Source organism: Streptomyces yatensis, assembly GCF_018069625.1.
Taxonomy (GTDB): domain Bacteria; phylum Actinomycetota; class Actinomycetes; order Streptomycetales; family Streptomycetaceae; genus Streptomyces; species Streptomyces yatensis.
Window position 1 is genome coordinate 88,205 of the sequence record NZ_CP072941.1, and the last position, 26,154, is coordinate 114,358.

Here is a 26,154-nt window from a genome sequence, read left to right on the forward strand (position 1 = left end):
AGAGTGCGGGGCTTCCCTGTCCCGGGACGGCGGGGAGGGCGGCGGGGCCGCGGCCTGGGCGTCACTCGGCCGGGAACGGGCGGGACATGGTGCATGCGGCCCGTCAGAGTGCTTGTGGCACAGGGGCGTTTGCCTCGGTGGAATCTTCGACCGGGCACACATTCAGATAATCACAGAGTGACCCCGCGTGTACAAACGGCGAGATAAGTCATACGAATACCCGGCGGCGGGGAGGTGTTCTCCTGCCGGTCAGCGGGCTGTGGTGTGGACAAGGCCGAGTTCGTCGTCCATGCGCAGCAGGTAGCGGCCGTACTGTTCGGTGTGTCCGGTGTGGTGGGCCGGTGCGGGCAGCAGGACCAGGTCCGCGAGCAGGGGGTGGGTGCTCCAGGCCTCGGGGGGACGGTGCTGGGGGCCGCGGCGGGCGACCCAGGCGGCGGGGACGGGCAGGGTGTGCTGCAGGACGCGGCGGATGCCGGCGGTCTCCAGACGCGGCCCGGTGGGAAGGGGGTGGCGGCCGGCCCGGTCGAGGGCGAGGCCGCCGGAGGCGGTGCGGTAGCAGGGCAGCAGCCGCACGGGCAGCGTGCCCAGCCGGGTGGCGGCCTGCGCGGTGGTCAGGCGCTGGCGGTGGAGGTCGGCCAGGGAGGAGACACGGCCCGGCGGCGGGAGGAGATGCTGGGCGCTGAGGTGCCGTTCGATGGTGTCCTTTGTCCGCAGGCGGGCCGCGTCGTATCTGAGGGCTTCGGTGGCCCCGGCGAAGGGCGAGTGCGGGCCGTGGATCTGCTCGACCAGGTCCTGCACATCGCCGGGCAGGCTGATCAGTGAGCGGGTGCGCAGCAGGTCGGCAGTGGCGCGCAGGACGAAGGGGGATTCCAGGGTGCGCCAGCCGGCCGGGATCGAAGTGGCGCCGGCGGCCGAGACGGGTTCGAGGACGTGGAAGTCCGGGATGTGGCCGTCGCCCCACCACACCGGGCGGCGGGAGGCATCATCGTTCTGCCAGCGTAGGGCGAAGCGTGCGAGGCGTCCCAGACGCTGCAGCAGGCGGGCGACGGAGGCCAGGTCGCTGACCATCAGGTCGACGTCGATGTCCAGGCTCGTGTCGAGCAGGCTCGTGGTGACAACGACGAGCCGCTCCGGGCGCTCGCCGGTGGGTCCCAGCCGGCGGCTCAGGGTGCGCAGGAGACGTTCACGGTGGTGGCCGGGGAAGCGGGCGTGCAGCAGGACGAGGTCGGCCGGGTCGCCGGGCCAGGTGTGCTTCAGGTGCCGGTAGGTGTCCTGGGCGTCCGGGACAGTCGCGCAGGTCACCGCGGCGCATCCGCCGTGGCTGATGACGGGCGTGAGCACGTCACCGATCACCGCGAGGCGCTCTGTGCTCCCGACGGTGCGCGGCTGCGGGCCGAGCCGTGTGCGCCGCACGTCGTGGACGCGGATACGGGCCTGACGGTGCTGGCCTGCGGCGTGACGAAGGCGTGCGGTCTCGTCCATGACGGTGGCGGTCGCGGTCGCGGCATCGGCGAACAGCCAGCCCGGATACGACGGGCTGAAGGCACCCTGCGGCAGAGCGGAGGCCCTGTGGCCGGCACCTGTCAGGTAGGCGCGCACGAATGCGTCGGCAGTGGAGGCGGGCAGAGTCGCCGACAGCAGCACCACGGGGGTGCGCAGGGACCCGAACCAGCCCAGCAGGCGCAGCAGTTGCAGGTGGCTGAAGGCAGACAGGGCGTGCGCCTCGTCGACGACGACCGTCTTGCCGGACAGGCCCAGCAGCCGTACCGCGTTGGAGTGGACGGGCAGGACAGCCATCTGCGCCTGATCGACCGTCGCGGCGCAGAACGGGGCCAGCAAGGCCGCGTCGTGCCCCCGCAGCAGCCTGGGGGGCTCCGTCACCGGATCGTCATCACCCGCGCCAGCGGCGTCCCCCGTCGGCGGCACCCTCTCCCCTGCGGCCACCGGGACCGGGGCGAGTTCCACCGCGGCGAGCCGGCGGTCGCTGTAGGCGGCGTTGAGCCAGCTGTGGCTGTGCGCGAGAGCGACCGGTGCCCGGTAGGGATCGTGCCGGCGCACGTAGTCCTCGAGCAGTTCCCAGGAGGCATCCGCGGTGGCGGTGCTGGGCGACAGCCACGCCACTCCCCTACTCCCGCAGGCCGCGTTGAAGATCCGCGACGCCTGCAGCGCGCCGACACTCTTGCCCGTCCCGGTCGCATCCGCCGCCACCAGGATACCGCTGCCCGACTTCCCGACCAGGGAGGGCAGTTGGGTCATCAGCGACTCCTGGAACCTGTTGGGGCGCCTGGCGCGCGGATGCGCCACCGCGAACGGCACGTCCTGCCACTCCAGCTTCTCCAGCCATGCCGCATCCAGAACGTCCCGCGCCTCCCCGCTTGCCAGAGTGAAGTGTTCGGCCGCCCCGAAGGCCGGCATGTGCGCCTTCGGCAGCCAGTAGGACCGCTGCCTCGCCAGCTGGCCGGCCACCGTCCCCACACCGGCCGCGAGTACCGCCGCGGGGACGGACAGCCGTTCGGGAACGTGTACGGCTCCCGTCAGATGCCGCACCACGGCCGCGTAACGGTGACGCAGCCTGTCCCATGCCTCTCCCCCGGCCGCAACAGACACCCGGCGCGCGGACGCCGCACCCTCGATATCAGCCTGGAGGAAGAATCCCCTGCAGCCACCGACCACCTGGGCCGCCCGCACCGCGGGACTGGCGTTGCCGGCGCACGCGTAGCCGCTCATGGTCAGCACCCCCAGCGCCACATGCATCGAACTGCGCGCGGTCGGTGTCCACCCGGTATCGCCGCCCGCCTGCTCCACCAGCGTGTCATCGAGCCGCGCCCAGGCGGCATGGTGCGCGCGCTGGAATCGGGGAACCATGCGTCCCAGATCCTGAAGCCCGGCCAGGAACGCCACCACCGACCGCGCCTGCGCCGCAGGCAGCCCCATACCCTCGCTCAGCATATCCCGCTGGGAAACGGTCACCACACGTTCCCACACCTCGAACGCCATCACCGCACTGTCGAGCATCCCGAACAACAGCGGATACACCGTATTCGAAGCCGCATCGAACTCCGTCCACGGCCCCAGATCGATACCCCCCAGCCGGGCGTCCTCAACAGCCCCCATCACCGCCACCCCCACCACCGGTCCGCCGAGAAACCACAACCCTCCCACGCACCAGCCCCCCTTACAGCCCACACCACGTCACCCACCCCGGCCGGAAGCAACCGTCCGCCACACGACCACCGATGACACACAAACGCTGCTAAACTCACCCGAGAACATCAGGCCACGAAGAGACAAGCCCCGCGCAAGCAGGAATGAATCGCCCTTACCGCGGTCCACGCGCACCTTCTCGGGACAAGCTCCGCGTCAGCAGGGATGGATCGAGCCGTGGGGTCGCGGTCATGTAGAGGCGACGACAGGTCCTGCGGAAGCGGGACTGGATCGATGCGTGGAGTCGCGGTCATGTAGAGGCGACAGCCAGCCCCGCGCAAGCAGGGATGGCTCGGCATCAGGTCTCGAGCCCAGCAGGCCGCCGACGTGAGCCCCGCGCAAGCAGGGATGGCTCGAAGTACCCGCGCGTCATGGAGGGTGCTCTCGCGTAAGTCCCGCGCAAGCAGGGATGGGCACGAGCTAAGGAACCTCCGCGCCGTAAGCGCCGCGCAAGCAAGATGGATTGCCTGTGTTGATACTGGTCAAGCGGTTGGAGCCATTCGCGGTAGGCGGGGGCGCGGCCGTCGATCCTGCAGGCATGACAGCATCGACCACCGAGAAACCACAGGTCAGACGGGACTCGCTATAGCAATTCTCACGAAAATGTCCTGGCAATTCTCACAACGTGACAGCCATTTTTCTCACCCGCTGTCGTCTCACAAAAGGGATGTACTTGCGGTGACACCAGGTCAGCTACCTGCCTAAGCTCCCGTACCAGTGACATCACAACGAGAAATATGAATGGACATTGAAATGAGACTCAGCACGGCCCACGTGCGGAACGTGCCGTGCGCGCACGACCAGTCGATCCACGTCAGGTCCGGGGCCGGCACGGTGCGCCACAGCGGGTGGAAGCCGGTCACCACGGCCGCCACTTCCGCTCCGGTCAAGCGTGGAACCTCCTGCCACGCGCCGATACGCGATGCCAGCTGCGGCAGCCGGGACAACGCCCGCTCGCTGCCCGCCCCGCACAGCACCAGCGTGATCCGCGTGCCGGGGTGGTCCCACAGGCTCTGCAGGTACTCCAGGCACGGCACGGGCAGGCGCTGCGCCTCATCGACCACCAGCACCCGCGCCTCACCCAAAGCTTCCGCAACCACGGCGTCGGCCAGCGCCGACGTGTGCGGGAAGCGGCCCGCCAGCGCCAGCGCGTCGAATACCGCCCGCCTCATGCCGGCCACCGACGGGCGCACCGGTACTGGCACCCACGTCGCCTTCCAGCCCGGGGGCACATCGCCAAGCGCCATCCGCACGGCGGCGGTCTTGCCCCGGCCCGGGTCGCCGAACATACACACCGCGCCCCGGGGCCGCCATCGCCTGCCCGACCGCCTCGGCCACCGCCCGCACCGACGACGTCCGCACCAACTGCGCGCCCGCCGGCAACGCCACACCTGCCAGCGCACCGTTCTCCCCCACCGGCAAGCTCCCGGTCGCCTCTGGTACGAGACGCGGCAGCCGGCGCGCAGCCACTTTCGCCGCGCCTCCCTCACTCGGTCCGGCCAGGGCGAGGTCAGCCAGTGCCTGCCGCGTTTGCTGCTCATCCCGCTCCCGCCGCACCACCGCGCGGTCCGGCAGGACCCTGCCGGCCTGAAGATCCCGGCGCACCACCCGGTGCAACGACGCCAGCGAGGGCACCTCGCCCCCGGCCTCCTTCAGATGCCGGTGCAGCGCCGCAACGTTCCCACCCGCCTGAGCCAGCACCTCCCATGTTTGGTCGGACAACTCCAGCCGGGCCCGCGGCCTGCACTCAACACGGCCCTCCGTCCGCGCCGCTTCCAGCCAGCGCCACACCGTGCGCACATTCACCCCGCCGACCTGGGCGCCCGCACGCACATGCGCCGTCGTCAACGCCCCAGCCGCATCGAGCTCCAGCAGCCGCGCAACCAGCACCGGCCTGGACACCCTCAGCCCCGCCGTGACCTCACCCCACGCGCCCGGCTCCCCCACCCCGCCCCCTTCCGCCCGCGCAAGACCGACACGGGCCACCGTGCCGCCGCGCAGCCCTCGGAAGGATCAGAAGTGCCGTTCTCAAGACAGTGGAGCGGAGTGGGGTGTACCGCCCCATGACAGCCGCACCGCTACAGAAACCGCCCCACGACAGTGACCACGCCCTTCCTCAACGCCCGACCATCGAAAACACCCAGCTCTGATGTGCCGTCACTGACACCCACCCACTGACACCAAACCGGCACATCGCACACGTGGAAGGAAGTCTGCGGGCGCTCCAGCATGTCGAGCTGGATCAACACCACGTCAATGGCCAGCTTCTCCGGCGCCTTCGCCGCCGGGGGCAAGTACCACCTGCTGGACGCGGACGAGTACTGGGTCAAGTTCCCCGAGTTCGCGCACTGCGACGCCAGCAAGGCAACCGTGAAGTGCACCGTCCCTAAGCCGTAAACGACCAGCTGGTGGTCCAGGGGCCCCGGCGCTCCCGGGCCACCAGCCTTAACGGGGACCGTCGAGTTTGATCACCCGTCGGGGAACAGCCGTGGATCCCTGGGATCAATCCAGGTCAGCCCCTGGCTGCCGGTCAGTACCGGCCAGCTGTGCCTTTCGTCCGTTCCATCCGGCCGGTGCAGACACCGGCCCTCCTCCAGCGCCGCAGCAATCTCCTCCAGCCAGGCCGCCAGCGGCCAGCCCCCACGCCCCAACGGGTACAGATCGTCTCCACCGTCCACCGACCAGTGCCCCAGGTCGCCGTAGGACGGCTCGCCCCGACGCGCGTCCACATACCAGCCGGACCAGGTGTCCCCGGCCGTCCGCGCGAACGGCACAATGCCCGCCTCCCGCTCCCAGTCCCGCGTACGCATCCGGTACTCATCCACCAGGTCAGCCAGCGGCAACATCGTCATGCCGGACGGCAAAATCCCACAACCATGGCCCTCGTCGAAACCATCATGAACCCGATACCACGCCGCGAGCGCCGCCGGGAACTCCACTCCTATCGCCGCCTCCGCCGCGGCGATGTCGGCTTCACCAGCCGGAGGGCGCAGTACATCGGCCGAAGCAGCAGCGTGCTCACGCAGCCACGCCTCGATCCGCCCCCAAGCCACGGCTACCCGTTGCGTATCGTCACTCATGGGTGAACACCTTATCGACCGCAGTCGGCACAACCATGCCCACCGCCGACAGCAGCTGTCCAGGCACGGCCTCGCCACGCCTCCGTCTCCGCAAAGACGAAGTGAGCTGTACTGAGGATTCGCAGAATCCCTGATGCTACGAGTGAGAGAGGGCGACCACGCTCAGAAATCCGAAGGCCGCGGCCGCGCTGAGTGGCTTCTGCTAGGCCATGGAACTTTTCGTTCGCGTGGTGCTCCCTTCCGATATCACCATCACCTGCTCCGACGGGACCGCGACCTCGGCAAGACCGGCCTCGTGATCTGCTGTGCGGGCATCTGAAGGCCAGTCTCTTGCTGCCTGCGCGAGCCGACGCAAGAGTCGCAGGCTGCGCCTCTGGCTCGAGTGCCGTCTCGTGAGGGCTGGCGAGCTGCGCCTCCTCTTCTGGCCAAGGCCCCAGCCCCCTTCCCTCCGGACGACCGCATCCTCGGATACGGCCTGCTACGACACAAGCCGCAGAAAAAGGAAGAGCACCAGCAGGGCTCCCAGGGCCGCTGCGGTGATCTGCCAGGTTCTCTGCCGCGAGGGCAGTACCAGTACCTGAGGTGAGGTGTTGGTGGGGAAAACGTAGTAGACCCGGTGCGGGTGCTGGTGCGCCTCGACGCGGGCCAGCCGCAGGTATGTGAAGGTGGCCTGCCGGGCGATCTCGCCTTCGCGTGGCGCGAGGTGGGGCTGCGCGAGATTCCGAAACGCGTCGGTCAGATCTGCGGGGAGCGTGTCTTTGTGCGTCAGGTGTGCCCGGTGCCAGTCGCCGCTCTTGCGTGCCTCCTCCCAGGCCAGGTAGGGTACGCCTGTTTTGGGATGCTTGATCTTCTCGGTCAGGGGCTTGCGGCTGATCGTGCCCTGGATCCATGTGACGGTTCTGCCGGTGCCTTTGCATCTTTGGTGAGGGACGGTCCCGGCCCGGTCGCAGTCGGGGCAGTCCCGTACGCCGTGGCCGTCGCATGTCGAGCAGGGGGTGCGGCCCCGGCCGCAGCAGGTGGGGCAGGCGGCATCCGGTGCTCCGCACTGGCGGCAGGTGGCGCGATCGTCCCCCGGCTGCTGGCCGTCGGGGGTGTTGCGGTTCCTGGTGCCGGTGCCGTCGCAGCGTAAGCAGGAGTCGATGCCGCGGCAGGCGACGCAGGCCGTGAACGGATCACACGCCAGATCTCCCCGGCCTTGGCAGCGCGGGCAGGCGGTCTTTCCGTTGCTGCAGTCGCAAGACCGCTCGGTTACCGACCCACGCCGCACCAGTGTCACCGTCTGCGTCGTGGTGAGGTCCTTCGGCAAGGCGACGCGGTGGCGGGCGAGGGTGTCGTACTCCGGCCGGTCCGACAGGTCGATGGGGCCGTAGTGTTTTCGCTCCTCCTGCCTGCGGGTCTCGATGGACCGCACGATCTCGCCCTCCAGGAGGGAATGCCAGGTGATCTTCGCCGTGTCCGGCAGTCCCAGCTTCGAGGCTTCACCGCGCCCTTCGATGCGTCGCCGTACCGCTTCCAGGACATTCTTTTCGTCAAGCACGCAGCTCTCCCCTGCCGTCGGGCTCCGGCCTCCCCATGCTTCCCACGGCGGCCAGCACCGCGGGCGGAACCCACCTCGGGACAGTAGCGAACCCTCGGTCGTCCCAAAGGGCAACCGTCACTCTTTTTGACCAGCACCCAGGAACAGGGTTGCGATCCTCTGTCTGTGCCCGTGAAGAAGGGCACGCTACGCGCATCGTTGGCGGCCGAGGAGGCCGAGCGGCGGACGCGCGGGGGCGGCTGCAGTGTGGCGATCGAACTGGCATCACTGTGTCGTGCTCTGAATGCCGAGGACCTCGTAGAGGTGCTGACCGTGGGCCCATTTCTTCAGTTCCGGGCGGCCCATGAGGATGAGCTGGTGGTGCTGGGCGAAGTCGACTGCCGGCTGGGTGAAGCTGTTCAGTGCGATCATGATGGGGAGGTCGGCTCCGTGGTGCAGGCGGGCCGTCCCGTTGAACTTCTGCACGTGTCCTGATCCGACTGGGTTCTGGTACTGCTTGCACTGCAGTATCAGGAGACGGTCTTCGCCATCACGGGCGGTGACGTCCACGCCGAGGTCCCCGGCGCCGCCGACCCGCCGCGGGCCCCGGAATCCGTCCCGGACCAGAAGATCGGCGCATGCCTGCTCAAAGCCCGTCGCACTCATCGCGGAGAGCTGCTTCATCTTGAATGTCAGCACATCAGGGTCGGCCGAATCGTCAGACGGATCGACGAACGTGTCCTCCGGGTTGGCGTAGATGCCGGCGTCGAGCAGGAATGACAGGAGCCTGCCGAGCAGGAGAAGCACGGACAGTCCGCTGGCGACGATGAGCCCGGTCCACCACGGGTGATCGGCTATCAGGCCCCACAGGTCAACGGTGATCCACCGACTGACGTCCTCAGTGAGCCATTCCCAGAGCATCTTGGCCGCGGTCAGCGTAAGGACTATGTACAGCAGGAACTTCAGCAGCGGGTCGAGCGACCCGTCTTCTTCGAACACCACACCCCCAGACGAGATGGATCATGAGCAGGGACTCTGCCGGTCAGGCTGCGCGCCTGAACCGGTTCGGGCGGGAGCGCGCGGAGACTTTGAGAAGTTCGTGTAGGGCGGTGCCGTTCTCGGCCCAGCGCTGCAGCTTCTCCCGGTCGGCCCAGTGGACGCCATGCCGGTCACCCCACGCCATGGCATCCCGGGTGAAGGCACCGTTGGTGACGACGACAGCATGATCGGCCCTATGGACCGGCCCGGCCGTCCCCTTCACCGCGTACATCACCGATGACCCCACCTTCCCGCCGACGCGGGTGTGCTTGGCTTGCACGACGATCCGACCGCGCTGTGGGTGATCGCCGATGACGTCGGCGGCCTGGTCTCCCTTCCCACCGACCCTGCGGGCCGACCACCCGTCGCGGATGAGCAGGTCCCGCAGTGCGATCTCGAACTCCTTGTCGTTCATGGCGTCGATATCCGCCAGCGTGATCCGCAAACGTGCCAGCATGTCGGACCGGGCCCGCCGTGCCCGGGCCGAGCGGAACAGCCGCCAGAGCCCGTAGATGAGACCACCGGCAGCCAGAATGAGGAGGAACGGCCACCCTCGGACCACCGCGCTCTGTGCCGCGAGGGCCATCTGGAACAGCAAGGTCATCGCGGCCAGAGCGACGACTGCGGCCGCGATGTTCTCGCCGGTGCCGCGGGGCTTGCGCAGCCGTAGTCGGCGCCGGGCCATCAGGGTGCCGCCGGGGCGGACACCGACGGCTTGGGCGAAGGCGGCTCATCGGACTTGGCTTCGCCGAACCCGAAGACCTGGCCCCACAGCCAGACTCCCGCGATCAGTGCGGCGACCATCCAACCGCTCATCTTCTTCCCGCCAGGGCGCGGGTTGCGCCGTATGTGGCTGCGGACGACGTGGTATCCCTGCGGTGGCATGCTGCTTTCCCCTCCCCTTGGCGGCCGCCGAGTGCGGCACAGGCCTTGGGAATTGGTGTAGCAACAGGCACCGACAAAGGCCGCTGGATGATCAAGGAATGCGACGCATGTAAAGCACGAACAGGCCATCGATCACGGGACAAGCAGCGCCCCGTTCGATTGTTCCCGGTTAGGCACCTTGACCATTGGTTGAGAAACTCGTGGTCGGTACCTCGGCCTCACATGAAGATCGGAAAACGCACGTCCTTGAGCGCCTGTCGTTTGGTCCGAGCTGCAAGAACAGCGTCACCAGCCGTCCTCGAGCATGAGTGGCAAATGGCGAAAACAGTGCCGTGTTCGATTCGCATGTATGGGTCGTCACTCCTCTACATGCGGCCGGCCGCCACTGCCTGGTCTCGCAGGGTACGCAGGCTGAGTCGCTCACCCGTCTCGTCCTCGATGTGCCATTCCTTCATGCCCTGGCAGGTTTTGGTGCCTCGGACGACGGCGCCGGCTTCGTCCACTCGCCCGTAGGGGGTTCCTCCGGTGGCGTTGAGCACGATGCCGCCTTCTTCGTTGATCGTTGCCCAGTGGTCGACGGACCGGTGGGTGAGGACGATGCGAGTTCCGGCTGTGAGGATGTGGGCGTCGAGCATCTTCGCCACGTCCGTACGGCGGCGTCCCGTCTTACGTCGGGCCGGGGTGGCACGCGACTGTGGGACAGGGTTCTGGTCGGGTTGCGGGGCGTCTTGCGGTGTCGGGGTGGGGAAGCCGAGCTGTTCGGGGTTCCAGATGAGGTCGAAGAGGTGGAGGTAGAGCTGCTGTCGGGTCTGGATGATGGGTGTCATTGCCTCTTTCGGCCCGAACGACCGGAGGAGTTTGTCCAGCTGGTGCGTCTTGATGAAGTCGCGCAAGATTGGGTTACGGCGGTTGTATCCCGGCGAGATGATGCCGAGCAGGATGTTGCTCCGTGCATATAAGGGGGCTTTGTCGTGCAGCGGCATGTCGTTGATGCTCGAATTCTCCCTCCCCTCCAACAGTCCCAGACCGCCCAGTTGGTTGCGGAGGCTTCGGAAGACGACCGGGTCCGGGATTTCCTTTTCAACGCGACTCGGATGGTTGGCCCACAAATGTTCGATATGAAATTGCGTCCTGTCGAGGTAAGCCAGGACATCGTTGGGCCGCTCGCAGCTTTCCTCCACGTAGGCGGTGGCGCGGGCCAGCAGGTACCTGATCTGGTGTGAGTTGTTGCCCCGCAATCCGAGAGTCGATGCCTCGGGGAGCAAGGCGCCATCGAGGAGGGCGAGTTGGCCCAGTGCGGCGGCTACGTCGGCGGGGGTACGGCACTCTCGCAGCACCGGAACGAGCCTACCGTGGACAAGCTCGGCAATTTCGGGCGCCTGCACGGGCAGATCCTGTAGTACCTGCAGCGCGTACCAGCGGTCGATGTAGGCGGCCACCAAGCGGCCTTTGTCCTTCGCTTGGGATGGGCGGTCGGTGGGGCGGATGGCGGCGAGAATCGCGACCGTTTGTTCGCCGAGCCCGTTGCGTTCGTTGAACAGCACCGCCTCCAGCCTGTCGCCGTCCTTCTTCAGTGCGCGGCTCGCGGCGAGGATAGGTCTGAAGAGCCGTGCCGTCTCCAGCAGGCTCTGCACGAAGTCCAGGAAGTTCTCGGGGCGATCGGGAACCAGCCCCAGGTACTTTGCGTTCTGCCGCACCCACACGTTGAGGTTGGCGTCGATCTGCCGGCGGTCCTCGGCATGGTCGGGGCGGGCGTAGCGGGCCAGCAGCGTTGCTTTGATAAAGCGTGAGGCCGCGCCTGGGTCTTCACGGTCGGTGGCCAGCTCTCGCAGCATCTCCTGCCAGCGGGTGTTCAGCTGGTCCTCGCCGGTCCCGACGTTGGCCAGCAGGTGGCTTTTGAGAAGATCGACGGCGGTGAGCCGGGCACCGCGGTCGTTCATCGTCTCGAACATGCGGTAGCCGTGGTCCTGGTTGGCCGCCCGGATGCCGACCAGCACCACCCGGTCCAGGAGCCAGTCGGTGAACCGGTCGAGCTTGTCCGCGTCGAGTTCCTCCGCCAGCTGGGCTTCGATCTGCTGGCTGCGGGCCCACAGGTTCCGGCGGGACAGAGAGTCTCCGAGCCCGGTCTCGTACACACGGCCCTCGTCGATGGCACGCAGCACCGGCTCGTGATCACTGATCCCGATGGAGAAGTGGGCGCCGTCGGTGGTGATCGCCCTGTTCAGCCGGTCGACACGCCGCGCGTCACCGTGATCCCTGACGCGAGCCCGCAGCTGGAGAAAGAGCAGGTGGAGCGTCACGAACCGTTGCTGGCCGTCCACCAGGCAGCGCCGGTTCTTGGACTGCTCGTAGTAGACGAACGGGCCCAGGAAGTACTGCGGCGCGTTGCCCGGCCGGCGGATGAGCGCCGGATCGTTCGACCAGTGCGAGAAGGACGTGCATAAGTCCCGCAGCAGTGTCCGGACTTCTTCCTCACCCCAGGTGTAATCGCGCTGGTAGTAGTCGACTTGGTAAGCGACGTCGCGGAACAGCTCCTTCAGGCTGAAGCCCTGGGACTTGATCTCGTCGACGCCCATACCGACGCTCCCCTCCGCCACGTGTCCGCTCACGCCCGTGCATGTCCATGCTGCCAACCCGTTACAGCCAGGTACAGACAGCGCCGGTAGCACGCATAAGTCGGGTGCTGTCAGACCACCCGTGGTGGCGACGCGGCTGTTCCGGGTGAGTGGGCTCCTGCGGGGTCGAGTGCGTGCCGTTGGGGTCGGGGAACCGTGAGAGCCACCAACAGCCTGAGCGTCTGGGCATCTGGCCTGAATGGACACGGGCCGAGGCCGACGGCCTGGCCCGCACCCGCTCGTGGGTCCTCGAAGCGCTTCTGGCCGCGCACACAGAGGGGGAACTCGACGCGTCCGTTCCGGCCGGCAGCACATTCGGCACGGCGGAGTGTGGTGGATGCCGCATCTACCACAATCAGAGGGTGTGCGAGTGAGCCGGGACCAAGGAGGAAGGCAGGGGCCGGACCGTCGAGGAGGCAACCGAAGGGTTCGGGCTGTTGCGTAAGGTTCTGTTGCGGGAGTATGCCGAGGGGCGTGTCGAGCTGCGGATCACCATGGCTCCCTCCGGGAGCACAGGGAGGGCGGCGGTATGAGCGCAGTGGCAGCGGACGGGCACAAGCCCCTGATCCCGCACCCCAAGACCACGGTGGAGGACCCGCGTACGGCTTTGGTGCAGATTGCGCCGAACCGGGTGGCCGCGTTCGACGCCGAGCGGACGGCGGCGGTGGAGGCAGCCAGCAGCCAGGTCAACGTCATCTGGACCCTGATCCGTGACCGACGGTACTACCAAGTCACACCTCCAGCATCCTCGACCTGGACGAGGAGCAGGTCGAACTCGGGGTCGTCGGCGGTGTCGCAGGAGTGGCCAACGTACTCGTAGCCGGGCTGGCATCCCCCAAGAGGGGCCAGCTAGTCACGGTCGCGACTCAGTCCCTCCGGTCCTCGACCAACCAGCTGTCCCCTAGTTCGCGTCGCAACGCCGCCAAGGCTGTGTCGGCGTTGCTACGGAACGATTCGTACTGCTCGCGGGACCAGGGTGAAGGACCCGCCGGGTAGTCCCAGTCAAGTGAGGACTGGTAGCAGTTGGCGAGCCTCGTGAGTTCGTCCCTGGTGGTCGGAGCGATCGGCAGCCTGTCCAAGTCAGACTGGTATCCAAGAGGACTGTCGACGTCGGGCATGTTCGAAGGGCCTGGCCACAAGGTTTAACCAAGGCGGACAAACCACACGCCGGGGACCCGATTCGACCCCCGGAACAACACCCGCTTCCCCAGCGGGACGCTGTAGCCAATGGCCCGTGGTTCAAGCCTTCTGCACCTGTGGCGATGTCCTCGTATGCGGGCAGGACACGCGTCTGGGTCCGGACACCGGCCCAGACCTCAGCGTCGGCCGGGACCGCATCGACGCCGGCGTCGGCGGCCGCCCGGGCTACACGGGCGTAGGCGGCCTGGGTTACGGGGTGTACGGCTTCGCGGATCGGCCGCGGAGGACGACGGCCTCATCCTCGGCTGTCCACCTTCGCGGGCGGCCCCGGCACCTCCGGCCAGACGATGGTCCTCTATTTCGCTTCTGGGGGCCTTGTGGACCTGCCGCAGGATCCGAGGTGCCGTCGAGGCCGGGGGATCACCGGTTCAACTGCCGGCGGTGGGCTCGATGGGATGCGGGCGGAACCGGTTCCCGGTCCTCAGGCGTGGCCGAGCCGGCGGTCGAGCGCGGCACCGACGTCGGGGCAGTTCCTGCGGACGGTGTCGAGGAAGGCGCCCAGCACCGGGGAGCGGTTGCGGTCGGCGAAGGACAGGACCAGGTCGGGCAGCGCCGTGCGCGGGGTCACCTCGCAGAACCGGACGCCCGGGCGGGGGGCCGACAGCATGCGGGAGGGTCCCAGGCCCACGCCGACCCCGCAGGCGGCCAGGCCGATGATGGTGTGCACGTCCCGGGCGACGGTCGCGCCGTCCAGCGCGGCGGCGTCCTCGCCGAGCAGGGTGCGCAGCCCGGCGGCGACCGCGGGCTCGTCCTTTGCGGGGGCCACGATCAGCGGCTGCCGCCGCAGCTGGTCCACACTCACCGACGCCTGGCCCGCGTAGGGGTGCGTGCCGCTGACGACGGCGATGAGATGGTCGTGCCCGACCGGGACGGACACCAGGTGCTCGGCCCCGGCGCCCCGTGGCGGCCCGAGGGTGACGGCCACGTCCAGTTCCCCGGCCATCAGAGCGGCGGCGCTGCGGCCGGACGCCATCTCATGCAACTCCAGCCGTACATCGGGCCGTTCGCGGCCGAATCGGCCCAGGACGTCAGGCAGCGGGTCGAGCAGTGCGGAGGCGATGAACCCCAGGCGCAGTCGGCCCGTCTCACCGCGCGCCGCCCGTCCGGCGTCGAGGGTGGCCGCCGTCATTTCCTCCAGCGCCCGCCGCGCCCGGATGAGGAACGCCTGGCCCGCGGCGGTCGGGAACACGCCCTGGCGCGTGCGGTCGAACAGCCGGGCGCCGGTCTCGCGCTCCAGGTCGGCGATCTGTTTGGACAGCGGGGGCTGCGCGATGCCCAGCGCGTGGGCTGCGTGGCCGAAGTGTCCGTGCTCGGCGAGGGTGAGCGCGTACCGCAGATGCCGTGCCTCCATGGCCACCCCTTCCATACCTGAGAAGTATCGTGGCCGAGCCTGTCACATCTTTCAGTGGATGACGCTGCCGTCGCCGACTGGGATGGGGGCCATGACGTCCTGCATGAACTCCGATGTGAACGACACCGCCTTCGTTCTCGGTCACGGCGCCCGGCACGGCTCATGGCAGCGGGCGGCGACACAGCACGCCCCACTCGCCGATGCCGGTGCCGGTGCCGCGCGTGTGGCCGCCGGCCTGCCGGAGCACGGCTTCAGCGCTCCCCTGCCCAGCGGGTACCCGCTGCCTGGCCGGGCCGGTCCGCTGACCGGGAGGGCGTCGTCGCCTGCGGCGACCTGTGCGGCGAGGTCGCAGCTGACGGGGTGCTTGGTGAGCGGCACGCGGCGGCCGATGCCGCAGCCGGCCGGCGTGACGATGGGCGAGTGCACCCGTGGCGTCTGGGACACGCTGCGCCGGGCCGGCCGCCACCGCCGTCTCGTGCTCGTCGCGCACCGCGCGGGCGGCACGCCCGCGTGGTCGGCCGCACCATGCGCGCCCGGGCCGGCCGGCCGCATCGCCTGCCTCTGCGCGTCCGTCCCCGCCGGCCGCCCCCGCCTCTCCGGCCACCCCGGCACCCCCGAGAACGCCACCGCACGGAGGCACAGCCTGAGCCCCGGTGATCCCCAGCCGCTGGATGCGGTGCGGACCGACCCGCTCCAGCCGGATTCCGCCTGCGTCCAGGAGCTGCGGCAGGCCCGTTCCCACGGCACACCCGCCGGCCGCTTCGACCGCCGGCGCTCCGCGCTCGGCCCCGGCCTGCCGCCGGCCGTCCCGGCGGCCCCGGCCGCCCTGGCCACGGCGCGGTGGGGCCGTATCCCGCGCGCCTTCTGGCGCCGCGCGCAGGACCGGGCGCTGCCGACGGCCGCACAGGGCCTGATGACCGCGGAGGCCGGCCGGGCCGTGCCGGGCGCGCCATCGACCGTCCCCACCCTGCCGGCCGGCCGCAGCCCGATCGCCGACCGGCCGCGGGAACTCGCCGGGACCCTGGTCCGGTGAACGGCGGCCGCCTCCTGCTGCCGGTGGTGCTCAGTGCGACCTTCGTGCAGCTGCTCAACGTCACGATCGCGCAGATCGCCGCCCCGGCCATCCAGTCCGGCCTGGGGGCCGGCCCCGGCGCGGTGCAGCTCGTCCTGGCCGGGTACACCCTGACGTACGCGTGCCTGCTGATCACCGCCGCACGGCTGGGCGACCGCTACGGTTACCGGCGGCTGTTCGTCCTGGGCACCGTGGTGTTCATGTTCGGCTCGGTGACCTGCGCCGCCGCCCCCGGCGCCGGATGGCTGGTCGCGGCCCGGCTGGTGCAGGGCGCGGGCAGCGGCCTGGTCGCCCCACAGGTGCTCTCGCTCATCCGCACCGGCGTATCCCCACCACGCCGCCCACGAGCCCTGGCCCTGTACGGCGCGACGATGGGCGTGGCCTCACTGGCCGGGCCGCTCATCGGCGGACTTCTTATCGGCGCCGACCTCTTCGGCGCCGGCTGGCGCGCGGTCTTCCTGGTCACGGTGCCGGTGGCAGCTCTCTCGCTGGCGGGCGCTGCCCTGCTGCCCCGCACACGCGGTACCGGGCAGCAGCGCGTGGACTGGGCCGGGGCGGCTCTGGCCACCACGGGCTTCGGCGCGCTGGTCCTGCCGTGCGCACTGGGCCGGGAGGCCGGCTGGCCCTGGTGGACATGGGCCTCCTTCGCCACCGCCGCCGCCGCCGCCCTGACCTGCTTCACCCTCACCCTCGGACACCGCCCGGCCCCCCTGGTCCACCCATCGGTCCTGCGAGACGGGACCGCGCGGCTCGGCGTGCTGCTGGTGTTCGTCTTCAACGCCGGGGTGCCGTCGTTCACCTATCTGCTGTTCCTGCACCTGCAGTCCGCCCTCGGGTACCCGGCGATATCCGCAGCGCTGGTCTCGGCGCCGTTCGCCGCCGCGGCCGTCCTGGGCAGCCACACCGCACCCACCCTCTCCCGCCGCCTGGGCCCGACCGTGCTGACGGCCGCGGCACTGGTCCTGGCAGGTACGGCCCTGACACTCGCCCATCTCATCGGCACCGAACCCGGACGCCGGGCAGCCCTGCCGGTCCTGGCAGCCGGGGGCGCCGCGTTCGGCCTCTTCACAGCCGCCGTGTTCACACTGGCACTGGCAGGCGTACGGGACACCACGGCCGGCTCGGTGTCCGGGCTGCTGCCCACAGCCCAGCAACTCGGCGGATCCATCGGGGTGACAGCGGCCGCACTGGCCTACTACGCGCCCGCGGACAATGCGAACACGGCATTCGGCCACGCCATGGCCTACGAAGCCGCAGTCTTCCTGCTCACGGCATTGATCGCCCTCCCACTACGACAGACCACGACCCCTACCGCGAACCTCCCACCACCGAACGGTCCGATGAGCCCCCGCGAACAGTCATCAACCCACAGGTGCCCCACCCGCCAACGCCAGACCAGACGAACCAGCCGACACCGGGCCAGGTTTCGATGCCGGGGCAGGTGAACCAGCGGCCGCAAAAACCCATGACATGAAGTCATGACGGAGCGTCACACGGGCTGCCGCCGGACCGCGCGATGCCATCGGCGCCGTGCGGGACTGGCGCGTTGAGCCCGGAGCGGCCGCCGGTCATCCGCAGCGTCACACACGCGACGGCCGCCCCCGCGAAACACGCGACGGCCACCCCAACGCGACGGCCGCCCCCACCCCAGCGCGGCGGGCACACTACAGACACCCGGTGCGTCCGCAGGCCATGCTCACCATCGTCGCCCTATCCACGAGCGGGCCGTCCACACCGCAAGCCCAGGCGTATCAGGTACAGCTGCCGAGCATGCCCGCCAGCACGGCACGTGCATCCCCCACCATGGTGAGGGCACCGACGTTCTTTAGGAGACCACGCCGCACACCCGGCCCACCGGGCAGCAGCCAAGCAGCACGACCCAGAGCACGAGCAGCAGCACCAGGGCAGCAGCGACCCGGGAGCGGCGGCCCGGTACAGCGAGCAGCACCAGAACCAGCGGCCCGGTACAGCGAACAGCAGCTACAAGGGCTGGGCGAGGGTCTCGCAGCAGCCGAGGGGCCTTGCCGCCGCCCCGAGATGGCTTCCGGCCGCGGCACGCCGGGCCGCCGCGATCCTTGGACCGCACGCTCTGCAGCGGGCTGTCCCCGCCGACCGCCTCAGCCCCTTCGACCCGGACGGGCAGCACACGCTCGGCTTGGTCCAGGACGTCGGACCATACGCCGCCGAACACCTTCAGAGAGGCCCACTCCAGTCAAGGGCGTCGGCCACAGGCCCGCGTGCGACTGGACCCGCCGTTCACCACAGCGGTGGTCGAGCATGATGGCACGCGGCGTCGAGCCGCCGCCGGGCATGGTCCACGGTGCCGAACCGGCCACCGTCCAGGGGGGCGGTGTGCACGGCCAACGCAACGCGAACCAGGCCGCGCCCGGCCCCAACTTGGGAAACATCACCCGAGCCTGTGCGGATTGGCAGGCCGGGCGGACACCTTCCACTCCATGCGCGTGGGTGCGGGAGCGGCGGGCAGCACGGAGCCCTCGACGTCGTAGTCCTCGGTGAGGTGACGCGTGAAACGGTGCAGTGTCGCCACTCGCTACGACAGGCACGGCTACGTCTTTCTCGGCGCCGCCACCGCGTCGGCTCGCACCATCTGGCTTCGCATGTGAACTGCTACCCGCCCCGGCAGAGCCGTCGATGTGCCGTTCGGCGTCACCAAGGCCGCTACGGCCGGAGGACCTCGATCTCCAGCTCGGGATCGAACCCGGAGTCCGCGGCGACCCTGCGAGCGAACTCGCGGACACCCGCGAGCTGGCGTTCTCCGAAGGAGAAGTCGAGAGCCTCGGTGTAGTAGTGGCGCAAAGCCTGCTCGTCGAACGCCTCCCACCGGGCAGCCTGCTCGCACACCTTGTCGACCTCGGCCATCGAGAGATCCCGGGACTCCAGGAAAGCCCGGTGCACTTCGCGCACGATGTGAGGATTCCGCTCCAGGTAGTCCTTGCGGACGGCCCAGGCCGCGAAAACGAACGGCAGACCGGTCCACTCCTTCCACATCTCGCCCAGGTCGTACACCCGCAGTCCCAGATCCTCGGCCTGGTGGAGGTAGGCGCGCAGCGCGGCGTCACCGATGACAACCGCGGCTTCCGCGTCCTGCATCATCACCGGCAGGTCCGGCGGGCAGGTGAAGTACTCCGGGCGGACTCCTTCGCGCTCCTCCAGCAGAAGTCGGGCCAGGCGAACCGACGAGCGCGAGGTGGAGCCCAGGGCGACCCGGCGCCCGTCCAACTCGTGCAGCGGGACCTGGCTGACGATCAGGCAGGAGGTCACCGCACCGTCGCTGCCCACCGCGATGTCCGGGAGCAGCACCAGGTCGTCGGCGTGCTTGAGGTACTCCATGCAGGCGATCGGGCCGATGTCCAGGCTTCCTTCGACCAGGAGGCTGCTCAGCCGGTCCGGAGTGTCCTTGGTCAACTCCAGGTCGAGCAGGCTGCCGGTGCGGGCCAGGCCCCAGTAGATCGGCAGACAGTTGAGGAACTGGATGTGCCCGACTCTGGGGCGCTTTGCCGGCTGACGCAGTACGCGAGGTACGTGAGACATCTCCACTCCCCCAGGCTAGTACTTCCCATTCTGTCCATTGCCCGCACGTGGCCCGGCGCATTGCGCTGCACGGATGAACGCGCCGCGCGAGCAGGGACGGTGCGGTGCCTGATCCCGGTTCATGTGTGGGCGCAAGTCCTCCGTTGCACGGGTGGCCGGCCGATCCGCTGGACGGATGTCTCGTCGCCGTTCCATTGCGGCCATGCGACTTCTGCGGTGCTCGACGATCCGTACCGCGCGAAATGTGCCCAGCTCTTGCGGAGCGTCCTGCCTTGGCCTCGACGGTGGCCCAGTCGGTGTTGCCCCGCATCGGGCTCCCTGCCCACGCCTCGCGTCTCCCCAGCAGGAAGGGCATCTCGATGCCGTGCAACCGCGCCGAGGCCGGCCTCCGACGGCGACCAGCCGAACTCGTACAGGAAGGCCGTTCCGCCGGTGTCGAGGACCTGTTGCCCGATCTCGTGCGCCGGCTCGATGAACACCCTGCGGGATATCTCCGCCACGGCTTCCTCGGGAATGGGGGAAGGGGCGCCGAGGGCGAATGCCTCGCCCTCGGCGGAGGTGTAGCCGATGACCAGGTCCGGCATGGGCTCGGAGCCGGAGGTCCGTTGGTTCGTTTCGGGGTCGGCGAACGGGGCCCTCAGTGCGGGCCGGAAGGGCACCGGTGTGGGTGCACGGTGGCGGGTACATGACCGGTGGCGGCACCCTCCCCATGTACGACGGGGGACGGCTCGCCGCCGACGGCGATGTCGTCGTCTCGATCGACTACCGGCTGGGCGCACTGGGTTACCTGGTCCACAAAGGAGTCAGCGACGGCAACCTCGGCCTGTACGACCAGATCCTCGCGCTGGAATGGGTTCACGACAACATCGCCGCGTTCGGCGGCGATCCGGCGAACATCACCGTCTTCGGCCGGTCTGCCGGCGCGAGTTCGGCCATCGCGCTCCTGTCGGTCCCCCGCAGCCTGCGACTGATCCGCCGGGTGACGCACAGAGCGCGCCGACTCTGGCGACGCTCCCCACCCTCGACGGGGCACGCGCGGCCGGGCCCCACATCGTCGAGGCGGCCCGCGGCGACCTGAGGACACTCCCGGTGCGGCAGATCCTCGACGCCCAGGCCCGCACCGCGCAGTGGAACGCCGACATGTCGCAGAGGCCGGGACCGGTCGGCTCCCGGTGAGACCGGGTGTGGTGATCGCCAGGTAGAGGCAGTCCTCGGACTGCGGGGGCTCGTTCCACTGCGGGCCGAAGACCGGTTCCAGGCGGGACGGCAGCTGCGGGCAGATCGGGCCCGGCCGGGTCGCGTCGACGGTGCCGGCGTGCCGCTCGGCGCGGACCGGCTGCGCGAACCCGTTCGGCCGTGCCGTAGCGGATGCCGGGAAACCGCAGCAACTGGTCCGCTCCGCGGATGCCGGTGACGGGCCCGGACACCGGGCCGGCGGGAACGGATCCGGTGTCCACGGTGGTTGTCATCGGTCGGCTCCTTGTCGTCCAGTTGAGGGGGAGGTGGCTGGGTTGTTGAGGGGCAGGCGTGGGGCGGGACACGGTTCGCTCATGCGAGTGCGGTGCGGCGGCGGCCGGCCAGCAGCAGAACGGCCGTACCTGCCACCGGCAGCGCCGTCAGTACGAGGAACACCGTGGACAGGCTCGCCACCCCGCCGAGGCCGCCGACCAGGGCGGCACCGGCGCTGGCTCCGATGAGGAACACCAGCGTCGCCACTCCGATGGCGACGCCGCGCTCGGCGCCGGTCACGGCTCGTCGACGGCCGACATCATGGCGGGCTGTCCCAGTCCGAAGCCCACGGTGATGAGCCCCACACCCAGCGCGAGCAGTGCCGGCGAGTCCGTGGCGGTGCCGCGGCGACGAGCAGTGCCAAGGCCGCGATGGAGCACGCGACGGCGATGGCGCGCCGTGCGCCCAGCCGGGCGAGCGCCCTGCGGCAGAACCACGGCGCCACCCGGCCGACGGCCGCGGCGGGGTCCAGCCCCAGCCCGCGGCCGCGGTGGGTACCCCGACGAGCAGCGCGAACCAGCCGGCCGGGATAGCGGCGGCCGGCGGGTCGCGGTGACCGGCAAGCACTGCGAAAGCGAGGCGACGCTGCGCAGGGTGCGGCACCTGTTCGTCAACCGGGCCAACACGTGCGCGGCCTTGCGGAAGCTCGTGAACGCCACCTTCGCCGTCCGCGATGAGATGTGGTGGGGCATCGGCACGGCATGCGCCTCCGACAGCCGCAAGTCCGGCGCCTGGTCCTCGAACCTGATGACCGAGGGCACCAGCGCTACCGGGGCCCCGGGGTGATGATCTACTGGCACGTTGAGCGGAAATCGGTGTGCATCTATTCCCAGCTCAAGTCCTGTTCGGCCTCCGAGGTCGACTCGATGATCGAGAGCGTGCTGCGGCACTGCACCGACATGGAGGTGGACCGGCAGTACACCGACACCCATGACGCCTCCATCGTCGGGTTCGCCTTCGCCCACATGCTTGGCTTCAAGCTGATGCCGAGACTGAAGAACATCGGCTCCGCGAAGCTGTACCGGCCAGCAGCCGGGCAGGACGACCAGTGGCCGAACCTGAGCCCGGTGCTCTCCACCAAGACGATCGACTGGGACCTGATCGCCCAGCAGTACGACCAGATCGTGAAGTACACCACCGCACTGCGCCTGGGCACCGCCGAAGCCGAGCAGGTCCTGCGGCGCTTCACCCGGGGAGGGCCCAAGCACCCGACATACCGGGCAATCGAAGAACTTGGGCGGCCGGTGCGGACCTCGTTCGTCTGCGACTACCTCACCGACGCCCGGATGCGCCAGGAGATCCACGATGGGTGACAGGTGGTCGAGAACTGGAACTCCGCGAACAAGGACCTCTTCTACGGCAAGGACAGCACTCGGGCAGGACAAGGAGTCCCAGGAAGTCAGCTGCCCGTGCTGCACCAGCTCCAGTCCGCGCTGGTGCACGTCAACACGCTGCTGATGCAGGACGTCCTGGCCGATCCGAAGTGGGCAGCCAAACTCACCGACGCGGACCGCCGGGCCCTGTCGCCGCTGCTGCGGACCCATGTGAATCCGTAGGCCGGTTCGAACTGGACATGAACAGCCGCCTCGAGCTGGACTTGTCCATCCAGGCGACGGTGCCCGGCCCACGCCGCCCCGCAAAGGAAGGCAGCCGCAGCCCCGGCGTGACGCCCGGGACGTCCGGCCCTCGGCGCTGCTGTGGTCCAGGTGCGTCGCCGAACTTTACTGCTCACAGTTCGCGCCACGGTGCACGGCAGCGCGGACGGCCGAGCGATCGACTCCGCACCGCCTGGACCGCGACGTCATGCGGGCGGTCGCGGGTCCGCAGTCGTGTTCAGGCCGTCCAGCAGCATGTCGAGGCCGGCGATGAACTGGTCACGATCGGCATGGTCGCGCAGGTGCTGGGTGGTGCGCGTCAGGAAGGGGTAGTCGGCCGGGTCGAGTTCTGCCCAGCGTTGGGCGGTCCCGGCGAGGAAGACGTCGCGGCTGACGATCGCGTCGTGGGTGGTGCGCGGGGCGATGATCTGGGCGCTGACGCCGGTGATGTAGTAGGAGATCGCGGTGGAGACCGCGAAATGCCGTTCGGCCGGCAGTCCGGTTCGTTCGACCAGGGTGCCGATGCGGTCGAGCAGGCGCAGCGCGTTCGCCAGCGTGGGCGGTGCGGAGACGTGGGACGCCGCCCACGGGTGCCGGTCAAGGGCGTCGAAGACGGCGACGGCAAGCGCGCGCAGCCCGGAGCCGACGTCTTCCTCAAGGCTCGCGTGCGCGGCGAAGGCGTGGCCGAGCACCTGATCGGCGGCCAGGGCGACCAGTTCGTCCTTGTTCGACACGTGCCAGTACAGCGCGCCGGGCCCGGTGTTCAGCTGTTTGGCCAGCAGCCTGAAGGTGAGCCCCCGCTCGCCCAGCTCGTCCAGCAGTGAGACGGCCGCGCCGACGATCAGCTCTTGTGAGAGGGCGCCGGCACGCCCCCCGGTGGGTGCTCTTCCCCGCGTCCGCTGCATGACCTCATTTTGACACATCCTGGAACGGTGTTCCATATTTTTTTGGAACGCCGGTCCATATGGACGTCGGGCGCGTGCCCGACGCTGCGCCGCGCGGAAACGAGGAAGCCCATGAACACCAGCCACCACCCGATCGCCATCGTCGGCGCCGGCCTCGGCGGCCTGACTCTCGCCCGGGTCCTGCACGTCCACGGCATCCCGGCCACGGTCTACGAGGCCGATCCCTCGGAGAAGTCCCGCACGCAGGGCGGCCGGCTCGACATCCACGAGGCCGACGGGCAGCGCGCGCTCGCCGACGCCGGCCTCACCGACGAGTTCCGCGCGATCATCCACGAGGGCGCCGAGGCGTCGCGTGTGCTCGACCAGCACGGCAAGCTGCTGTTCGACGCCCCCGACGACGGCACGGGGCAGCGTCCCGAAGTGCTCCGCGGAGACCTGCGCCGCATCCTGCTCGACTCCCTTCCCGATCAGACGGTCCGGTGGGGACACAAGGTCACCGGTGTCCGGCCCCTCGGCGACGGCCGACACGAGCTGGCCTTCACCGACGGCACGACCGTGACCAGCGGCCTCCTCATCGGCGCCGACGGCGCCTGGTCGAAGATCCGCCCACTGCTTTCCGACGCCGAACCCCGGTACACCGGCACGACATTCGTCGACATCTACCTGTACGACGCCGACGAGCGGCACCCCACGGCGGCCGAGACGGTCGGTGCCGGCGCGATGTACGCACTGGCTCCGGGCCAGGGGATCATCGCGCACCGCGAGGCGGGGAACATCCTGCACACGTACGTCGAGCTGAAGCGCTCCGCCGAGTGGTTCGCCGCCATCGACTTCACCGACGCCGCCGCGACCGCCCGGATCGCGGCAGAGTTCGACGGCTGGGCCCCAGAGCTCACCGCGCTGATCACCGACGGCGAGACCGCTCCGGTCGCCCGCCCGATCCACACACTCCCGAACGGACACCGATGGGAGCGCGTACCCGGAGTGACGCTCCTCGGCGATGCCGCACACCTGATGCCGCCGTCCGGTGACGGCGCGAACCTGGCGATGTTCGACGGCGCCGAACTCGGCAAGGCGATCGCCGCTCACCCCGACGACGTCGAGGCGGCTCTCACCGCCTACGAAGAGGCGCTGTTCCCGCGAACCGAACCCGTCTACGCCGAGGCGCACGACATGCTGGACCTCATCATCGGCGACCACGCACCGTCCGGATTCATCGACCTCTTCACCGCCGCCGACCAGGCCGAGTGACATCAACACCCGACAGCCGACCTACAGCAGACAAAGAAGAGGCCAGCTTGAGCACACACGAGACCGATGACGGCATGGGCTGGGCGCCGACGTGGACCCAGGCCATGACCGACTTCCGCGGTGAGGATGACGAGCCGCCCTTCGAGGATGTCACCGTCCGCATGACCGTGCCCGCGAGCATCGGCGGCAGCCGCGTCCGGGTAGAGCTGTCCAATCTCTTCGGGGACGGCCCTGTTCGGATCGCACGCAGTGCCATCGGAGTCGGCGGACGGTTCGTCGCGATCTCCATCGACGGGCAGTCATCGATCGAGATCGCGGCCGGCGCATCGCGGTGGACCGACCCGGTCGACCTGACCGTCAGCCACGGCGATGAGATCGTCGTCGATCTGTATCTGCCCGAGTCCACGCCCTACACGTCGGCGAACGGATTCACGTTCGACCGGTCCCTGCCGGGCGACTTCGTAGGAGCACGCGTGTTCCCGCTCGAAGGATCGACGCCGGTGGAGGCCGACGAATCGCGCGAATTCCCTGCCATCAACACCGGCACCAAACCCGAGCCCGACGGGACCGGCTGGTCCCTGCCTCCGGGAGGTCCTTTCCTGCGCACCATCGAGGTGGCCGGAGCCGAGGCGAAGGCGGTGGTCGTATGCCTCGGGGCCTCCAGCACGGCGATGGGGTGGCCGCAGTACACCGCAGCCCTGCTTCCCGCTGATGCCAGGATCGCCGTCGTCAACCGAGGAATCGCAGGAAACCGAATCCGACTCGACGCACCACGGACGACTCCGTCATGGGGCCGGGCCGGGTTGTCCCGGTTCGGTGAGGACGTGCTCGGAACCCACGGCGTGACGCACCTGGTGATCGCCTACAACAGCAACGACTGGAGCCTTCCCGGCAGAATCACGTCGCTGGACGAGATGCCGACCCTCGCCCAGCTGATCGACGGTTACCGAGAGCTCATCGATCGGGCCCGGACGGCGGGCCTCACCGCGCTTCTCACCACCGTCACACCGCTCGCCCCGGACGTCGCGGGCGACCCCGGCCGAGAAGACCTCCGCCGTGCAGTCAACGAGTGGATCCGCACATCCGGGCACGCATTCGTCGACTTCGACGCAGCGATCCGCTCCGAAGCCGACCCTTCCCTCATCGAAGACAAATACGCCGCCCCCGACCACACCCATCCCAATGTCAACGGGTCGAAGCGCCTCGCACAGGCGATGGCTGAAACTCTTGCCCGGTTGCAGCTCTGACCTGCAGATCCTTCAGGACGAGGCCAGCACGATCACCGACTGACGAACGAGTCGGGCTGCTGTCGTCATCGACGAAGCCGAACGCCTTGTCCCGACCGCGCTCGACTCCTCCAAGATCTCCGCACGGGAGCGGT

The 26,154-nt window shown here is 69.2% G+C and carries 22 protein-coding genes and 2 pseudogenes; 8 read left to right on the plus strand and 16 right to left on the minus strand.

What is annotated here, in order from left to right:
- Positions 1–249 precede the first annotated feature (249 nt).
- On the minus strand, positions 250–3,114 hold the full coding sequence (gene cas3, locus J8403_RS00365) for a CRISPR-associated helicase Cas3' (protein WP_211121288.1): 2,865 nt from the start codon (positions 3,112–3,114) through the stop codon (positions 250–252).
- A gap of 791 nt (positions 3,115–3,905) precedes the next feature.
- Positions 3,906–4,493: an AAA family ATPase gene (locus J8403_RS43295; RefSeq protein WP_246585609.1), complete on the minus strand. Its 588-nt coding sequence runs from the start codon at positions 4,491–4,493 to the stop codon at positions 3,906–3,908.
- Between the two features lie 967 nt (positions 4,494–5,460).
- On the opposite strand from J8403_RS43295, the gene J8403_RS00375 reads away from it, so the two are divergent.
- Complete coding sequence (locus J8403_RS00375) at positions 5,461–5,601, plus strand: hypothetical protein (RefSeq protein ID WP_211121289.1); 141 nt, start codon at positions 5,461–5,463, stop codon at positions 5,599–5,601.
- Between the two features lie 71 nt (positions 5,602–5,672).
- Here the strand turns inward: J8403_RS00375 and J8403_RS00380 are convergent, their stop codons facing one another.
- The 6 genes from J8403_RS00380 to J8403_RS00405 form a co-directional block, all read right to left on the minus strand.
- A complete protein-coding gene (locus tag J8403_RS00380; RefSeq protein ID WP_211121290.1) occupies positions 5,673–6,284 on the minus strand; it encodes an SMI1/KNR4 family protein in 612 nt (203 codons plus the stop codon).
- Positions 6,285–6,762: 478 nt separating this feature from the next.
- On the minus strand, positions 6,763–7,821 hold the full coding sequence (locus J8403_RS43300; protein ID WP_246585610.1) for a hypothetical protein: 1,059 nt from the start codon (positions 7,819–7,821) through the stop codon (positions 6,763–6,765).
- Between the two features lie 264 nt (positions 7,822–8,085).
- Positions 8,086–8,802: a restriction endonuclease gene (locus tag J8403_RS00390; protein ID WP_246585611.1), complete on the minus strand. Its 717-nt coding sequence runs from the start codon at positions 8,800–8,802 to the stop codon at positions 8,086–8,088.
- Positions 8,803–8,842: 40 nt separating this feature from the next.
- Positions 8,843–9,523 (minus strand): restriction endonuclease, encoded by a 681-nt coding sequence (locus J8403_RS00395; RefSeq protein WP_211121291.1) that lies wholly within the window; start codon positions 9,521–9,523, stop codon positions 8,843–8,845.
- Positions 9,523–9,723 (minus strand): hypothetical protein, encoded by a 201-nt coding sequence (locus J8403_RS00400; RefSeq protein ID WP_211121292.1) that lies wholly within the window; start codon positions 9,721–9,723, stop codon positions 9,523–9,525. The genes J8403_RS00395 and J8403_RS00400 overlap by 1 nt, the downstream gene beginning before the upstream one ends.
- A 365-nt stretch (positions 9,724–10,088) precedes the next feature.
- Positions 10,089–12,299, minus strand: coding sequence for a DUF262 domain-containing protein (locus tag J8403_RS00405; RefSeq protein ID WP_211121293.1), 2,211 nt, complete (start codon positions 12,297–12,299; stop codon positions 10,089–10,091).
- A 568-nt stretch (positions 12,300–12,867) separates the two neighbouring features.
- On the opposite strand from J8403_RS00405, the gene J8403_RS00410 reads away from it, so the two are divergent.
- On the plus strand, positions 12,868–13,158 hold the full coding sequence (locus tag J8403_RS00410) for a hypothetical protein (RefSeq protein ID WP_211128717.1): 291 nt from the start codon (positions 12,868–12,870) through the stop codon (positions 13,156–13,158).
- 801 nt (positions 13,159–13,959) lie between these two features.
- Here the strand turns inward: J8403_RS00410 and J8403_RS00415 are convergent.
- Positions 13,960–14,889 (minus strand): LysR family transcriptional regulator, encoded by a 930-nt coding sequence (locus J8403_RS00415; protein WP_211121294.1) that lies wholly within the window; start codon positions 14,887–14,889, stop codon positions 13,960–13,962.
- A gap of 388 nt (positions 14,890–15,277) precedes the next feature.
- Between J8403_RS00415 and J8403_RS00420 the strand changes: the two genes are divergently transcribed.
- The gene (locus J8403_RS00420) at positions 15,278–15,922 is read left to right on the plus strand and encodes an alpha/beta hydrolase (RefSeq protein WP_343245237.1); all 645 of its coding nucleotides are present in this window, start codon (positions 15,278–15,280) and stop codon (positions 15,920–15,922) included.
- Complete coding sequence (locus tag J8403_RS00425; RefSeq protein WP_246585612.1) at positions 15,919–17,406, plus strand: MFS transporter; 1,488 nt, start codon at positions 15,919–15,921, stop codon at positions 17,404–17,406. The genes J8403_RS00420 and J8403_RS00425 overlap by 4 nt, the downstream gene beginning before the upstream one ends.
- Positions 17,407–17,786: 380 nt before the next feature.
- On the opposite strand, the gene J8403_RS44225 is transcribed toward J8403_RS00425, so the two are convergent.
- From J8403_RS44225 to J8403_RS00435, 3 genes are all read right to left on the minus strand, one after another.
- Positions 17,787–17,909 carry a hypothetical protein gene (locus J8403_RS44225; protein WP_281427892.1) on the minus strand — a complete coding sequence of 41 codons (123 nt, stop codon included), beginning with the start codon at positions 17,907–17,909 and terminating at the stop codon, positions 17,787–17,789.
- 731 nt (positions 17,910–18,640) lie between these two features.
- The gene (locus J8403_RS00430; RefSeq protein WP_211121296.1) at positions 18,641–19,513 is read right to left on the minus strand and encodes a menaquinone biosynthetic enzyme MqnA/MqnD family protein; all 873 of its coding nucleotides are present in this window, start codon (positions 19,511–19,513) and stop codon (positions 18,641–18,643) included.
- Between the two features lie 119 nt (positions 19,514–19,632).
- On the minus strand, positions 19,633–20,097 hold the full coding sequence (locus J8403_RS00435; RefSeq protein ID WP_211121297.1) for a hypothetical protein: 465 nt from the start codon (positions 20,095–20,097) through the stop codon (positions 19,633–19,635).
- An 83-nt stretch (positions 20,098–20,180) separates the two neighbouring features.
- Here J8403_RS00435 and J8403_RS00440 point away from each other — a divergent pair, with 83 nt between their 5' ends.
- Entirely contained in the window at positions 20,181–20,591 is a 411-nt protein-coding gene (locus J8403_RS00440; RefSeq protein WP_425519877.1) for a carboxylesterase family protein, read from the plus strand.
- A 111-nt stretch (positions 20,592–20,702) separates the two neighbouring features.
- On the opposite strand, the pseudogene J8403_RS44230 reads toward J8403_RS00440, so the two are convergent.
- From J8403_RS44230 to J8403_RS00455, 3 genes and pseudogenes are all read right to left on the minus strand, one after another.
- Positions 20,703–20,849, minus strand: a pseudogene (locus J8403_RS44230) (carboxylesterase family protein); the annotation flags it as partial.
- A gap of 212 nt (positions 20,850–21,061) precedes the next feature.
- Complete coding sequence (locus J8403_RS00450; RefSeq protein ID WP_211121299.1) at positions 21,062–21,262, minus strand: hypothetical protein; 201 nt, start codon at positions 21,260–21,262, stop codon at positions 21,062–21,064.
- Positions 21,259–21,402 (minus strand): hypothetical protein, encoded by a 144-nt coding sequence (locus J8403_RS00455; RefSeq protein WP_211121300.1) that lies wholly within the window; start codon positions 21,400–21,402, stop codon positions 21,259–21,261. Before J8403_RS00455 ends, J8403_RS00450 begins: the two co-directional genes overlap by 4 nt.
- 214 nt (positions 21,403–21,616) lie before the next feature.
- Here J8403_RS00455 and J8403_RS43310 point away from each other — a divergent pair.
- Positions 21,617–22,578: pseudogene (locus J8403_RS43310) on the plus strand (Tn3 family transposase).
- Between the two features lie 245 nt (positions 22,579–22,823).
- Here the strand turns inward: J8403_RS43310 and J8403_RS00475 are convergent.
- Positions 22,824–23,522: a TetR/AcrR family transcriptional regulator gene (locus J8403_RS00475; protein ID WP_211121304.1), complete on the minus strand. Its 699-nt coding sequence runs from the start codon at positions 23,520–23,522 to the stop codon at positions 22,824–22,826.
- Between the two features lie 111 nt (positions 23,523–23,633).
- Here J8403_RS00475 and J8403_RS00480 point away from each other — a divergent pair, with 111 nt between their 5' ends.
- Both J8403_RS00480 and J8403_RS00485 read left to right on the plus strand, forming a co-directional pair.
- Complete coding sequence (locus tag J8403_RS00480; RefSeq protein ID WP_211121305.1) at positions 23,634–24,773, plus strand: FAD-dependent oxidoreductase; 1,140 nt, start codon at positions 23,634–23,636, stop codon at positions 24,771–24,773.
- 47 nt (positions 24,774–24,820) lie between these two features.
- The gene (locus J8403_RS00485) at positions 24,821–26,020 is read left to right on the plus strand and encodes a GDSL-type esterase/lipase family protein (RefSeq protein ID WP_211121306.1); all 1,200 of its coding nucleotides are present in this window, start codon (positions 24,821–24,823) and stop codon (positions 26,018–26,020) included.
- The last annotated feature ends 134 nt before the right edge of the window (positions 26,021–26,154 follow it).